Source organism: Dietzia sp. IN118 (assembly GCF_032905965.1).
Taxonomy (GTDB): domain Bacteria; phylum Actinomycetota; class Actinomycetes; order Mycobacteriales; family Mycobacteriaceae; genus Dietzia; species Dietzia kunjamensis.
Map to the genome: position 1 here is coordinate 2,397,931 of NZ_JAUMSR010000001.1, position 14,414 is coordinate 2,412,344.

Consider the following 14,414-nt stretch of genomic DNA (forward strand, 5'->3'; position numbering starts at 1 on the left):
GGTCAGCTCTGCTCCAGGTAGACGGACTTGAGCTCGGTGTACTGGGCCAACCCCTCGGGGCCGAACTCGCGACCCACCCCGGAGGCCTTGAAGCCGCCGAACGGGGCGGAGAAATCCATCGTGTAGGTGTTCACGCCGTAGGTGCCGGTCCGGACCCGTCGCGCGACGCCCAGCCCCGCCTCCCGGTCGGCGGTCCACACGGTGCCCGCCAGTCCGTACTCGGAGTCGTTGGCGATGCGGACGGCGTCGTCGACGTCGTCGTAGGCGATCACGGAGATGACGGGACCGAAGATCTCCTCCTGCGCGATGCGCATCGAGTTGTCGACGCCACCGAAGACCGTGGGTCGTACGTACCAGCCGGTGTCCAGGCCGTCGGGGCGGTCGGAGCCCCCGGCGAGCAGCGTCGCACCCTCCTGCTGCCCGATCTCGATGTAGGAGTTCACCCGCTCCTGCTGGCGACGGGCGACCATCGGCCCGATCTCCGTGGCCGGGTCGAGCGGGTCCCCCACCACCATCGACCCGATGCCGTCGGCCAGCGCCTGTGCCACCTCGTCGTGGCGGTCGCGACTCACCAGCACTCTGGTCTGTGCCACGCACGCCTGGCCGGAGTTCATCACGCCGACGAACTTGAGCCCCTCGACCACGGTCGTCAGGTCCGCGTCGTCGAGCACGATCGCCGCGGACTTGCCGCCCAGCTCGAGGGAGCAGCGCTTGAGCTGCTCGCCGCAGATCGCGCCGATTTTCCGGCCCGCCGCGGTGGATCCGGTGAACGCCACCTTGTCGATCGCGGGGTGCCGCACCAGGTGCTCGCCCACCTCGCGGCCGCCGGCGACGATGCTCGCGACGCCCTCGGGCACGCCCGCCTCGATGAGCAGTTCGCCCAGCAGGTAGGTGTCCAGCGGCGTCTCCGGCGCCGGCTTGACCACGATCGTGCACCCCGTCAGCAGGGCCGGGATCAGCTTGGACAGGACCGTGAACTGGGGGACGTTCCACGGCGGGATCGCCGCGACCACGCCCACGGGCTCGTGTCGCACCAGCACCTCCCCGCCGAGGACGCCGGGGCGGGTCTCCTCCCACGGGAATTCACGCGCGATGGTGAGGAAGGCCTCGATCTGCATCCACGGGGCGGGCGCCTGGGCGAGCTTGCTGAACGAGATCGGGGAACCCATCTCCGTGGAGATGACGGTCGCCATGTCATCGAGCTTCGCCGCGTACAGGGCGGACAGCCTGGCGACGACCTCGATCCGCTCGTCGGGGCTCATACGGGGCCACGGGCCGTGGTCGAAGGCCTCGCGCGCGGCGGCCACCGCGGCGTCCACGTCCGCCACCGAGCCCTCGGGCACGCGGGCGACGACCTCCTCGGTGTGCGGGCTGATCACCTCGATGACGTCATCGGTGGCGGGGGAACGCCACTGGGTGCCGATCAACAGGGCATCGCGGTCGAGTGAGGTGGTCATGTGGCTCTCCTGCCGTCACGGGGCGTCGTCGTGGCCGCATCGGACATGCGAACAGACACCTGTCCACCATACGAGGACCGAACCACTGTGTGGGCCGGAACACACGGACAGGCGCGATGATCGCTCCGGAGGCATCTACGACGTCCGCACTCCCGACCACGGCGTCGGCATACTCGAGCGAGACAACTCCAGAAATAAACTCAGGCCCGGCTCCCTTTCGGGAACCGGGCCTGGTGCGTGGTAGCGGGGACAGGATTTGAACCTGCGACCTCTGGGTTATGAGCCCAGCGAGCTACCGAGCTGCTCCACCCCGCGTCGTTTGCGTCTATGACACTACGTGCCATTCACCGGACATTGCAAATCGGTGGACGCCGAACGACGAGAAGATGACGCAACTCACACCCTCGCACTCAAAGCCGCAGGTCGACTCAGTTCCCCAGGCCCTGATAAGCGTCGACGGCGGCCTGCAGGTCCTCGAGCGCCTGCCCCAGATCGGAGAGGTCTCCCCCGCTCTGGGCCGAGCGGACCGCGTTCAGCGCCGAGTTGAGCTCGCGCACGGCGGCCGCCCGCTCGGAGTCGTCAGCGCCTCCCCCAGTGGCCGGCGACGACGGTCGCGGGGCGGCGCCCTCGGCGGGCCGCGCGGCGCCTTCCTCTGCCTCGGCCTCCGCCTCCCCGCTCTCGTCGATCCGCACGACGTCCGGGTCTGCCTCGATCCCGACCTGTCGCAGCGCCTCGTACAGCGTGGGCGCGTAACCCACCGCCCGGTCGTACGAGACCATCACGCGCAGAAGCCTCGGGAAGGCGGAGTCCTGGTCCTTGCGCTGGGTGTAGATCGGCTCCACGTAGAGCACCGAGTCGTCCGCCAACGGCAGCGCCAGGAGGTTGCCCTCAGTGATCTCGGCGGTCTCACCCCACAGTCGCCGGTCCTCGGCGATCGCCGGCGAGGCGATCATGATGTCCTGCGCCTGGTTGGGCCCCTGCGACAGCGGCTCTGTCGGCCTCTGGACCCGCACCGTGATCTGCCCATAGGTCTCGGGGTCCGAGCTCGCCGTCATGTGCGCGGCGAGGAACTCACGCTCATAGCCGCGGAACGCCGAGATGAGCTGGAACGACGGCTCGTCGGACTCCGGGTCGGTCGGATCGGAGGCCACCACGTAGTACGGCGGCTGGGCCGGCCCGTCACGGTCGACGGTCTGGGCGCCGGCGGGACCACCGGCGGGGCTGCCGGCCGGACCACCGGCGGGCCCGCCCACGGGCGGACCCTGCGGGTTCTGGATCGACGAGGTCACCGTGGGATCGGACGGCACCGACCAGAAGGCGTCATTGGTGAAGAACTGACCCGGGTCGTCGACCTGGTACTTGGCCAGCAGCTCACGCTGCACCTTGAACAGGTCCTCCGGGTAGCGCAGGTGCTCCTCCAACTCCTCGGAGATCGCCTCGCGTGGCTGGACGATGTCCGGCAGTGCCTTCATCCACGTCTGCAGCACGGGGTCCGACTCGTCGAACGCGTACAGGTCGACGGTGCCGTCGTACGCGTCGACGGTCGCCTTGACCGAGTTGCGGATGTAGGAGACCTCCTCGTCCGGCAGGACCCGGCCGTTCGCGTCGTTGAGCGAGTCCGAGGTCATGGCCTCCAGCGAGCTGAGCTCGGCGTACGGGTAGGTCTTGAGCGTCGTGTACCCGTCGACGATCCACTTGATACGGCCGTCGATCACCGCCGGATAGGTGTTGGTGTCCGTGGTCAGCCACGGGGCCACCTTCTGCACCCGGTCCCGCGGGTCGCGGTCGTAGATGATCTTCGAGTCGTCCCCGAGAATGCTGGACAACAGGATGTTGCGCTCGGCGAACTTGAGCGAGTAGGCGATCCGGTTGACCCAGCCACCGACGGGGACACCGCCCTCGCCGGTGTAGGTGTACTGCTCGGTGTCGGTGTCGTACTCACGGGGCCCGTCGCCGTTGTCCCCCACGATGGCGTAGTCGGGGTCCGCCTGCGCGATGAGCGGACCGAAGTAGGTCCGCGGCTGGGTCACCGGGATCATCATCTCCTGACCACTGGAGATCGCCTCGAGGTCGGAGACCTGGAAATTCGGCAGGCCGCCGCGGTCCGAGCCGGCGTCGTCGGCGATCTCGTTGACCCGGTTGGCCGGTGCGGCCACGAACCCGTTGCCGTGCGTGTACACCGTGTGGCGGTTGATCCAGTCCCGCTGGTTGGCCTGCAGGGACTCGGGGTTGAGCTCACGCGCGGCCACGAGGAAGTCCCGCATCTCGCCGTCGATCGTGTAGCGGTCGATGCCCAGCGTCTCGGGGAAACCGTAGAAGTTGCGCAACTGGTGTAGCTGGGTGAACGTCGGCGCCAGGACGCTCGGGTCGAGCACGCGGACGTTGGACAGTGTCGTGAGATCCGAGGCCGCCTCGCGGGGGTTCGGATCGGCCGCCCCCCAGTTGTCGATGTAGGTGACCCGCTCCTCACCGATGTCGTACGCGGCGCGTGTCGCGTCGATGTTCCGCGCGATGTACTCCCGTTCCTTCTCGGCACGGTTGGGCTTCACCGAGAACTGCTCGACGGCCAGCGGCCACGCCGACCCCACCACGAGCGCGGAGAACAGCAACAGGACGGTGGCCAGCGCGGGGATCCGCAGATCCCTGATCACGATGGCGGAGAAGAACGCGGCCGCGCACACCAGCGCCACCGAGAACATGAAGATCTTCGCCGGCATCAGGGCGTTGACGTCGGTGTAGCTGGCGCCGGTGAACGTGCTGTTCTCGCTGAACAACAGCTCGTAGCGATCCAGCCAGTACGCGGCGGCCTTGGCCAGCACGAACAGCCCGGCGAGGGTCACCAGCTGGATCCGGGCGGCGCGGGTGAGGGCGCCCTCGCGGGCGCCGGGACGCAGTCCGCCGAAGAGGTAGTGGGTGAACAGGTTGGCCAGGAAGGCCAGCACGACGGCCACCATGAGCCAGGTGACGATCGCGCGCCACATCGGGAGCTCGAAGGCGTAGAAGGAGATGTCCAGACCGAACTGGGGGTCGGTCTCACCGAACGGCGTCGAGTTGAAGAACGCCAGCACGGTCTGCCACCCGGTCTGCGCGACCGACCCGGCCAGGATCGCCAGGACGACCGGGATCCAGAGCACGGTCCTGCCGGGCGAGGCCCCCATGGCCGCCCGGTAGCGGGACAGCGCGTCCGGCATGCCCGCCTGCGCCAGGAACACCGGGCGATACCGGTAGGCCAGCAGAATGCCGGCGCCCACCGCCAGGCCGACCAGGAGGGCGACCGCCACGAAAAGACCGAGCCGCGCCAGCAACTCGGTCCGGAACACGCTGGTGGCATCGACACTGCCGAACCACAGCCAGTCCGTGTACGCGGTGTTCAGTCTGGGCAGGACCTGGATGAGGAGGATGAGGACGACGACGGCGACGGCGACGGCCCGACCGCGACGAGAGATCGCGATCGGCCGACCGGGGGAATTGCCGGGTGGGCGGACGGACACCTGGAAAGCTCCTGCACTGCTGGGGCGGACATGCTCGTGACCCCCACCTTACGGAAAAGCCGTGCCTCAGCCGCAGGTCGGTGGCTGGCCCCCGGAGGCCGCCGTCTCCAGCGCCTCCAGCGCGCCCTCCAGCGTCTCCACCTCGATCAGCCGGACGCCCTCCGGCGGGCCCTGCACAGCCTCCGCACAGTTGGCCGCGGGGACCAGGAACTCGCTCACCCCCGCGTCGTGGGCCGCCCGGATCTTGTGCCGGATACCGCCGATGGGCCCCACCGTCCCGTCGGGACGGATGGTGCCCGACCCCGCCACCCGCGTCCCCCCGGTCGCCTCACCCGGCGACAGCTTGTCGACGATCGCGACGGCCAGCACCAGGCCCGCCGAGGGGCCGCCCACCGCGGGGTCCACCGTGATGTCGACGTCGGTGCCGTCCGCCGGGGTGTCGCCGACCAGGATGCCCAGTCGGCCCTGTTCGGGATCGCCGTCCGGTCCGGCGGACTGCAACGTCGCCGTCGTCGTCTCCTCACGCCCGTCACGGGTGAACCCGATGCGGACCTCGTCACCCGCGCGGCGCTCACCGACCCGCTCCACCACGGCCGTGGCGTCGTCGACGGATTCCCCGTCGATGGAGGTCAACACGTCGCCCGGGCGCAGGCGCCCGGCGGCGGCACCGTCCGGCTCCACCCCCTCGACGCGCGGCTGCATGGGGATCCCCAGGAACCGGTAGGCGGCGGCCTCGGCGGAGTTCTCCGAACCGACCATCTCCGCGGCGTTGGACTCGCGCACCTCGTCGCGTGAACGGTCCGGAGGGAACACCTGGTCGCGCGGTACCACCACCTGCGCCGGATCCACCCAGAACCGCATCGCGTCGAGCAGCGTCAGCCGGTCGCGGACCGCCACCGTCGTCATGAACAGGGAGCCGGCGGTCTCGTCCGCCTCCCTGCCCGCTACGTCGACCACCGGAACCCGCTCCGTGTCACCGTCCTCCGTCTCCACCTCGGCCGTGCCGAAGGTGTCGTAGGTGGGTCCGGGCCCCATCGACACCAGGGGGACGGTGGCCGACGTCGCCAGGACGAGCAGCAGCACCGCCGGTACCAGCGCGGCGAGAACGGTGAACAGGCGACGACTCACGGGGCAAGGGTAGACCGCACCCGCTGCCGGCCGCGTCGCGGCCGGACCCCCCACCCCTGCACGCTGTACCGTTGTGGCATGAACCAGCCCTTCGGTTTCTCCGCTTCCGACGACGACGGGCGCGACGACGACCGCGACCGCGGCCAGGGCGGTCCCGGCGGTCCCGGCGGCTTCGACCCCTCGCAGTTCGGCAACTTCGGCCAGATGCTCTCCCAGTTCGGACAGATGCTCGGCTCCATGGGGTCGGCCATGTCCGGCCCGGGGAGCTCGGGGCCCGTCAACTACCAACTGGCGCGGACGGTCGCCCTCCAGTCCCTCGGTCGCACGCCCGTGATCACCGACGCCTCGCGCACCGCCGCGCAGGAATCGGTCCGCCTGGCGGAACTGTGGCTCGACGAGACCACCCAGTTCCCCTCCGGAGTGCACCGCACCGAGGTGTGGACGCCCCAGCAGTGGGTCGAGCACTCCCTGCCCACCTGGGAGAAGATCTGCACGCCCGTCGCCGAACAGATGAACTCGGCCACCAAGGGCGCCATGCCCGAGGAGGCCCGCCAGCTCGCCGGCCCGCTGCTCGGCATGCTCGACCAGATGGGCGGCATGGGCTTCGGCATGCAGCTCGGGCAGGGGCTGGGCAAGCTCGCGCCGGCCGTGCTCTTCTCCTCCGAGGTCGGGATCCCGTTCGGCGACGACGGGGTGGCCGCGCTCAGCCCGGCCGCGATCGACGAGTTCGCCGACGAGCTGGAACTGCCCCGGCAGGAGGTCGTGGTCTTCCTCGCGGCACGCGAGGCCGCACACCTGCGACTGTTCGCCGGCGCCCCCTGGCTGCGCGCCCGGTTCCTGGCGACCGTGGAGGAGTACGCGCGCGGCATCCGCGTGGACACCTCCGGGCTCGACGACCTCGCCTCCGGGCTCGACCCGTCCATCCTGCAGGACCCCACCAAGCTCCAGGAGTTGCTCTCCGGCGGGGCCGGGGCGATCGGCCCCAAGGTGACCAACGTCAACGAGGCCGCGCTCGGCCGGCTCGAGACGCTGCTCGCGCTGGTCGAGGGCTGGGTCGACGCCGTCGTCGCCGCGGCGGTCGGCGACCGGCTGCCCAGCGCCGACAAGCTCCGCGAGATGTGGCTGCGACGCCGGGCGACCGGCGGCGCCGCCGAACAGGCCTTCGCCTCGCTCGTCGGACTCGAACTGCGTCCGCGCAAGGCGCGTGAGGCCTCCGAGTTGTGGCGCCGGGTCGGCGAGGCCGTCGGCACCGAACGTCGCGACGGACTGTGGAGCCACCCCGACCTGCTGCCCGTCGGCGAGGACCTCGAGAACCCCGCCGCCGTCATCGACCGGCTCCTCGACGAGTCGACCGGGGACTCCAGCGGCGTCGACGAGATCGAGCGCTTCCTCCGCGAATCGGGTGGCGGGACCGGAGAGGCCGGCGACGGCGGACCCGAGGCGTCCGGCCCGGATGGTTCGGGGACCGACGGCTCCGGTTCCGGCACCGAGGGTTCCGGCACTGAGGGTTCCGGCACCGAGGGCTCCGACTCCGAGGGGCCGCGCGACGGGGCCTGATCGGCGGGCGTCGTGACGGGCGGGCCGGCCTAGTACAGGCCGGGCTCGTCGTCGTCGCCCTCGACCAGGTCGCCCACGCCCTCGCCCCCGACCCCCGGTTCTCCCGCGCCACCGGGGGCGTCCGACCCGGCCCACGACCGGAGCACCCGCGAGTAGGCCTCCAGATACCCCATCGCCCGCTCGGTGCGCGGATACCCGCGCACCGCCTCCCAGAACTCGGGCGGGTGACCACCGGGGACGACGAGGTGGGCCAGCTCGTGCACCACGACGTAGTCCAGCACGTAGGCAGGCACGTCCCGCAACGTCTCGCTGATCCGGATCTCCCCGGAATCCGGTGAGCAGGACGCCCAGCGGGTGGTCATCGCCGGCACCCAGCGCACCGATGCCGGCCGCGCCCGACCCTCCAGCCACGTCGTCGACAGTTCCGTGGCGCGCCTCATCAGGTCCGCATCGGACGCCCGGTGACCCTTGCGACGACCGGACCGGGCGAGCCGGCCGAGCAAGTCGGTGATGAGGCGTCGTTCCTCCGCGCGTGGCAGCCCCGCCGGCATGAGGACCACCACTGACTCGCCCTCCACCCGCGCTGACACGGTCCTCTTGCGGCGTGTGGAGCGGCGGACCTCGATCCGAGGATCATCAGGCTCGGTGGGTAGCGCCGGTGCCGGGCCCGGGCCGGGTGACGGTGGGCTCGCGGACGCGGCGGCGGGGCGTGGGGCTGGCGACACGCGGACCACGGTAGACCACCCCACACGGCGCGGTTATCCACAGGCGCCGACGAGACCGGCGCCTGTGGACAACGACGCCAGAGCAGGGCCCGGGCAGGACCGTCGCGTGCCACGATGTGCCCCGTGACCCCAGTGACCGCTCCCGCCGACGAGCCGCCACGCGCCGCCACCGTTGCCTCCACCGGCACCGGTGCCGGCACCGCGGCGGTGGCGACCGTCTCCCCGCGCACCCCCGCCCCCGTCATCGCCGCGCAGGCCCAGGCCTCTGCCTCCCGGGTCCGGGCCACCCTGCGTCCCGGCACCGTGGTGGTCGCACGGGATGACCACACCGTCCAGGTGGGACTGGCGCCTGACCGCGCGGTGGTGGTCGACGCCCCCGCCACCGTGGGCGCCCGCAGCCTCTCGGCACTACTCCGTGGCCTCGAGGGCGGGGCCCCTCTCGACGACGTCGCCGCGCGCGCGGGAATCGACGCGGCGGGGATGGCGACCGTGGCCCGGATCCTCGTCCACCTGGCCGACCTCGGTCATCTACGACTCGACCCGCCGGAGCCGGGAACGAGCACGGACGCAGACGCGCACGCGACGGGCTCCACTCCGAGGCCCGCGCCGGTGCGACGCGTCCACATCCTGGGGGTCGGCCAGATCTCGGAGGTGCTACGGGGGCCGCTGTCCGTCAACGGTTGTCGTGTGACCACCGGCCCCAGCCCGGGCTTGACACTCGACGCCGAGCGGCCGCCCTGGTTCCGACGGGGCGTGGCCCCCGACCTGGTCATCCTCACCGGCACCGTCTCCGTGGATCCGGTGGTCACCACCGCCCTCGCCCGGTCCGGACAGACGCACATGCACGTGTACTGCCGGGACGGCCGCGTGGTCGTGGGCCCGACCGTGGTGCCGGGGGTCACCCCGTGTCTGCGCTGCACCGACCTGTACCGCGCCCGCCGGGACCCGCGGTGGCCGTTCGTCGCAGCCCAACTCATCGGGCACAGCCCCGAGGCCGCCGTCCCCGCCCTCACCGCCGCCGCAGCCCTGGTGTTGGCGGAGGTCGCCGCCAGCCGTGAACCCCGCACCCGGCTCCAGACCATCGGGGCCACCGTCGAGATCAACCCGTCCGAGGGACTGTGGCGCCGGCTCGAATGGCAGGCCGACGCAGCCTGCGACTGTGGGGCCGCCCCGCATGTCCGTCCTCTGTCATGATTGAAGGCGTGTCCGACCTACCCCGCACCTCGTCCCGCCGCGCAGCACGCCTCGCGGGACTCCCACTGGGCATCGCCGGTCGCGCCGCCGGTTCACTCGGTCGACGCGCCCTCGGGCGGGGGGACGGGGATCTGAGCGAGGAACTGGCCGATCAGGCCGCCGAGCAGGTCTTCGCCGTTCTCGGGGAACTCAAGGGCGGCGCCATGAAGGTCGGCCAGGCCCTCAGCGTGTTCGAGGCCGGGATGCCCGACAAGTACGCCGAGCCGTTCCGGGAGGCCCTCACCAAGCTCCAGGCCGAGGCACCCCCCATGCCCGCCGCCGAGGTGGAGAGAGTCCTCGACACCCAACTCGGGCTGCGCTGGCGTGAACGCTTCGCCGAGTTCGACGGTGACGCCGCCGCGGCCGCCTCCATCGGGCAGGTCCACCGCGCCGTCTGGTCCGACGGTCGGGAGGTGGCCGTCAAGATCCAGTATCCCGGCGCCGATGAGGCCCTCCGCTCGGACCTGCGGCAACTCCGGCGACTGGCTCCCCTGTTCCGGCCGCTCAACCCCGGCACCGACATCAGGGGCATCATCGACGAGCTCTACGACAGCACCGTGAGCGAACTCGACTACCGCGCGGAGGCCGACACCCAGCGGGTGTTCTCGGCCGCCTACCGCGACGATCGCCTCGTCCGGGTGCCCTCCGTGCTGGCCTCGTCGCCCAAGGTGCTGGTCACCGAGTGGGTGGACGGGCGGGCCCTGAGCCGGATCTCCAGCGACGGCACCCCCGCAGAGCGCAACCGGGCCGGCGAGCTCCTCACCGAGTTCCAGTTCAGTTCCCCCACCCGTGCCCGGATGATGCACGGCGATCCCCACCCCGGAAATTTCCTGCTCGCCGATGACGGTCGACTGGTGGTCCTGGACTTCGGCGCGTCGATCCCCCTGCCCGAGGGCGTGCCGGAGGTTCTCACCTCCATGATGCGGCTCGCCCTGGCCGGTGATTCCGATGAACTGGTGCGGTTGATGACCCGGGCCGGATACGTCGGCCGGAACGGCCTCGACCCCGCCGACGCGATGGCGTTCCTGAACCCGTTCATCGAGCCGATGCGCGAGCCTGTTTTCCACTTCAGCCGCGCGTGGATGCAGAGCATCATGTCCGTCTACGGTGACGTGTCGGGGCGGGAGTTCCGGACCTCCCGCTCGTTCACCCTGCCGCGCGAGTACGTCCTGATCCACCGGGTGCTGTCCGCGTCGGTGGGCATGCTGTGCCAACTCGAGGCGTCCGCCCCGTACCGAGAGATCGTGCAGCGCTGGATGCCGGAGATCTTCCCCGACGAGGGCTGACCAGCCCCCGGCTCGGGGATCCTCCCGCGCGGCGCGGGTTCAGGTGGCGCGGATCAGTTTCAGCACGTCGTCGCCGTACTCGCTCAGCTTGTGCGCCCCGATCCCGCCGATCCGGCCCAGTGCGCGGGTGTCGGCGGGCCGCTCCCGGGCGATCTGGGCGAGCGTGTCGTTGGTGAACACCGTGTAGGCGGGTTTGCCGATCCGTTCCGAGGTCTCCTTGCGCCAGTCCCTCAGTCGTTCGAACAGGCCGGTATCGACCTCCACCGAGCATTCCGGGCACAGCCCGAGCGCGCGGTGCATGGGCCCGGTGAGCTTCTCCCCGCACCCGCGGCACCGTCCCTTGTCCGAGGTGTCGGTGGACCCGCGCGGTCCGACCGGGGACTGGGCCGGGCGAACAGGGTCGAGGAAGCGGCTGGGGCGTCGGCTGGCCCGGCCACCGGCGCGTCGACTCCGACTCCACGACACCGTCAGGTGCTCGCGGGCGCGGGTGACGCCCACGTAGAGCAGGCGCCGCTCCTCCTCGATCGCGTCCGGTCCGGCGTTGATCGCGTGGCTGATCGGCAGACTCCCCTCGTGGACCCCGATGAGGAACACCGCATCCCATTCGAGGCCCTTGGCGGCGTGGAAAGACGCCAGCGTCACACCCCGCTCGTCCGGGGCGTGACGTGCCGCCGCCCGTTCTCGAAGCCCCGCGACCACCGGCAGCAGGCCCTCGCGAGCCTCCGCCGTGGCGATCTCCTCCGCGAGACCCACCAGCGAGTTCAGTGAATTCCAGGTCTCCCTGGCCTGGGCACCGGACGGCTCGGCGGCGGTGAGACCGAGGGGCTCGAGCGCCTGCCTGATGACGGCGACGATCTCCGTGGGGTCCGACAGCTGGGAGTACGCCTGCGCCCGCGCCTCGTCCGAGCCGTCGATCAGTCGGTCGATCGCCGACATGGCCCGACGGACCACCGGCCTCTCGAAGAAGCCCTCTCCCCCCTTGAGCCGGTATCCGATCCCGGCCTCGTCCAGGGCCGCCTCGACCCGCTCGGACTGGGCGTTGATGCGGTACAGCACCGCGATCTCCGAAGGGTCCATCCCGCCGTGGACGAGATCGGCGACGGCCCCCGCCACCGCCCCCGCCTCGGCGTCCTCGTCGGGGTACTCGGCGAGGACCGGCTCGGGGCCCGGCGGCCGCATGCCCCGCAGGGTGAGCCCGGCACTGCGGAAACGGCCGCTGCCGGCGCCGATCACTGCATTGGCCAGGTCCACGACCTGGGGCGTGGAGCGGTAGTCGGACTCCAGTCGCACGACGGTGGCACCCGGGTAGCGGTCCGCGAAGCCGAGCAGGAAGTCCGGCTCTGCGCCGGCGAACGAATAGATGGTCTGGTTGACGTCACCGACCACCGTCAGGTCGTCCCTCCTGCCCAGCCACGCGGTGAGCAGCCGCTGTTGGGCCGGCGTGACGTCCTGGAACTCGTCGACGACGAAGCAGCGGTAGCGGTCCCGGAACTCCTCGGCGATCGCCGGGACCTCTTCCACCAGTTCGGCCATGTGGCTCAGGAGATCGTCGAAATCGAGCATCCGGACCGGTCCGGAGACCTTGAGGTCCTCGTACGCCCGGAACGCGCGCGCGACCTCGGGGGCCGGCACCGGCAGGTCGCGACCCAGCGCGACGGCCTGCTCCGCGTACGTGTCCGGGGTGAGCAGGCTGGACTTGGCCCAGCCGATCTCGGTCAGCACGTCCCGGATGGTCTCCGTGGCGGGGTCCAGGCCGACCCGGCGTACCGCCTGGGCGACCGCGCGGAACTGCCCGTCCAACAGCTGCCAGGGTTCCTCGCCGTAGACGCGTGGCCAGAAGTACGACAGGTTCCGCAGGGCGGCCGAGTGGAAGGTCCGGGCCTGTACGGGTCCCGTCCCGGCGTCCGCGACCCCCAGTCCCGCCAACCGCATGCGCAACTCCCCGGCGGCGCGGGCGGTGAACGTCACCGCCAGCACCTGGTCACCGCGGACGTGCCCGGTCGTGACCAGGTGGGCGATACGCCGGGTGATCGTGCGGGTCTTGCCGGTCCCCGCGCCGGCGAGGATGCACACGGGGCCCCGCGGGGCCAGCACGGCACGGCGTTGCTGCGGGTCGAGACCCTCGAGGGCCGACTCCGCACCGTCTCGCCGTCCGCGACCATCTCCCCGTCCGCGCCGCATGTCACTCACGCACCCATCGTGGCATCCGCCTCCGACATCTCGTCCGCGGCCTCCCCCCGGGGATGATTCCCGCGGTCGTGCGCGTTACACCCCGTCATGAGCGATGTGACGACGAACGACAATGCCGGCGCCCTGACCCTGTACACCACCACGTGGTGCCCCTTCTGCACGCGGCTCAAGAAGCTGCTGGACGAGAAGGCGATCGGCTACACCGAGGTCGACGTGGAGGCGGACGCCGATGCCGCCGCTTTCGTCGAGAGCGTGAACGGCGGCAACAGGGTCGTCCCTACGGCGCTGTACTCGGACGGCACCACCGCCACCAATCCCCCGGCCTCGCAGGTGCGCGCCAAGCTCGCCGAACTCGCCGGGGCCTGACGCGCTCGTCCGGGCCGGGGGGCGACGCCGGGCACCGGCACCCTCAGGCGTCGGTGTCGCCGTCGACCGCTGCGACCCAGGACTGCAGCATCACGTGCGCGATGGAGACGGCCGGCGCCACCATGAGGTCGCCACGGCCGGCCAGCGCGTCACGGACCCGGTCGACGTCGAACCACGCGGCCTCACTGATCTCCTCGTCCTCGAGCACGATCGGAGCCTCCGGGTCGCCGATGGCGTGGAATGCGACCATGAGGGACCGGGGGAACGGCCAGGGTTGGCTGCCCAGGTAGCGCACGCGGTCGACGACCACGCCCACCTCCTCGGCGACCTCTCGCCGGACGCAGCCCTCCAGGGACTCGCCCGCTTCGACGAAACCGGCGACGTGCGAGTACATGCCCTCGGGCCAGATCGGCTGGCGGGCGAGGAGCACGCGGCGTCCCCCGTCGTGGACCAGGCAGATCACGGCGGGGTCGGTCCGTGGGTACTCGAGGCCCCCGTGGAACGGGTCCTCGATCGCCCATCCGGCGTCGACACGGCGCGGATGGTGGGTGCGTTCGCGTCCGCGGACGTTGTCGCGATGCCACCCGAGTAGGGCCATGGCCTGGGAGGCCAACGACCCGTCACCCTCGACGAGGTCGGCCCCGCACGAGCGGAGCGACGTCACCGCGGGCTCGGCGGGGAGCTCGTCGACCGGGACCGCCCAGATGTGCCGGGCGTCCTCGGTCCTCCCGAGGAACACCGCCTCCTCGGGGAGGGAGTCCGCGAGGTCCAGGGCGGGCTCCAGGCGGATCCGCTGCCGATCACCGCGTGCCGGCTCGATCGCGAACCTGTTGCGACGGTCCACCTTCATCACGCGCGCCGTGGCCCATCCTCTGTTCAACTCATCGGAGTCCTGCCGGAGGGGTGCCGCCCTGTCGGGCGCCGCCACCGAGAGCACCGGATCGGAGTCGAGGGTGAAGTCCATCGGCATCGTGTGGGGTC

Annotated in this window: 10 protein-coding genes and 1 tRNA gene; 4 read left to right on the top strand and 7 right to left on the bottom strand. The window is 71.2% G+C overall.

Annotated elements, in window-relative coordinates:
- Nucleotides 1-2 precede the first annotated feature (2 nt).
- The 4 genes from Q2K20_RS11540 to Q2K20_RS11555 form a co-directional block, all read right to left on the bottom strand.
- The gene (locus tag Q2K20_RS11540; RefSeq protein WP_269505502.1) at nt 3-1,457 is read right to left on the bottom strand and encodes an aldehyde dehydrogenase; all 1,455 of its coding nucleotides are present in this window, start codon (nt 1,455-1,457) and stop codon (nt 3-5) included.
- Between the two features lie 238 nt (nt 1,458-1,695).
- Nucleotides 1,696-1,772, bottom strand: a tRNA-Met gene (locus tag Q2K20_RS11545).
- Nucleotides 1,773-1,885: 113 nt separating this feature from the next.
- Nucleotides 1,886-4,948 (bottom strand): UPF0182 family protein, encoded by a 3,063-nt coding sequence (locus Q2K20_RS11550; protein ID WP_182640342.1) that lies wholly within the window; start codon nt 4,946-4,948, stop codon nt 1,886-1,888.
- A gap of 66 nt (nt 4,949-5,014) precedes the next feature.
- A complete protein-coding gene (locus Q2K20_RS11555) occupies nt 5,015-6,076 on the bottom strand; it encodes a PDZ domain-containing protein (RefSeq protein WP_082923688.1) in 1,062 nt (353 codons plus the stop codon).
- 78 nt (nt 6,077-6,154) lie between these two features.
- Between Q2K20_RS11555 and Q2K20_RS11560 the strand changes: the two genes are divergently transcribed.
- A complete protein-coding gene (locus Q2K20_RS11560; RefSeq protein ID WP_268099434.1) occupies nt 6,155-7,633 on the top strand; it encodes a zinc-dependent metalloprotease in 1,479 nt (492 codons plus the stop codon).
- A 29-nt stretch (nt 7,634-7,662) separates the two neighbouring features.
- Here the strand turns inward: Q2K20_RS11560 and Q2K20_RS11565 are convergent, their stop codons facing one another.
- On the bottom strand, nt 7,663-8,211 hold the full coding sequence (locus Q2K20_RS11565) for a M48 family metallopeptidase (RefSeq protein ID WP_269505505.1): 549 nt from the start codon (nt 8,209-8,211) through the stop codon (nt 7,663-7,665).
- A 270-nt stretch (nt 8,212-8,481) separates the two neighbouring features.
- Between Q2K20_RS11565 and Q2K20_RS11570 the strand changes: the two genes are divergently transcribed.
- Together Q2K20_RS11570 and Q2K20_RS11575 are read left to right on the top strand one after the other, a co-directional pair.
- Entirely contained in the window at nt 8,482-9,552 is a 1,071-nt protein-coding gene (locus tag Q2K20_RS11570; protein ID WP_317176806.1) for a hypothetical protein, read from the top strand.
- Nucleotides 9,553-9,560: 8 nt separating this feature from the next.
- Complete coding sequence (locus tag Q2K20_RS11575) at nt 9,561-10,877, top strand: ABC1 kinase family protein (RefSeq protein ID WP_154830276.1); 1,317 nt, start codon at nt 9,561-9,563, stop codon at nt 10,875-10,877.
- Nucleotides 10,878-10,916: 39 nt separating this feature from the next.
- Here Q2K20_RS11575 and Q2K20_RS11580 read toward each other — a convergent pair whose 3' ends face one another.
- On the bottom strand, nt 10,917-13,058 hold the full coding sequence (locus tag Q2K20_RS11580) for an ATP-dependent DNA helicase UvrD2 (protein ID WP_159149100.1): 2,142 nt from the start codon (nt 13,056-13,058) through the stop codon (nt 10,917-10,919).
- Between the two features lie 96 nt (nt 13,059-13,154).
- On the opposite strand from Q2K20_RS11580, the gene Q2K20_RS11585 reads away from it, so the two are divergent.
- Entirely contained in the window at nt 13,155-13,433 is a 279-nt protein-coding gene (locus Q2K20_RS11585) for a mycoredoxin (RefSeq protein ID WP_159149099.1), read from the top strand.
- A 43-nt stretch (nt 13,434-13,476) separates the two neighbouring features.
- Here Q2K20_RS11585 and nudC read toward each other — a convergent pair whose 3' ends face one another.
- The gene (nudC, locus tag Q2K20_RS11590; RefSeq protein WP_159149098.1) at nt 13,477-14,403 is read right to left on the bottom strand and encodes an NAD(+) diphosphatase; all 927 of its coding nucleotides are present in this window, start codon (nt 14,401-14,403) and stop codon (nt 13,477-13,479) included.
- Between the last annotated feature and the right edge of the window lie 11 nt (nt 14,404-14,414).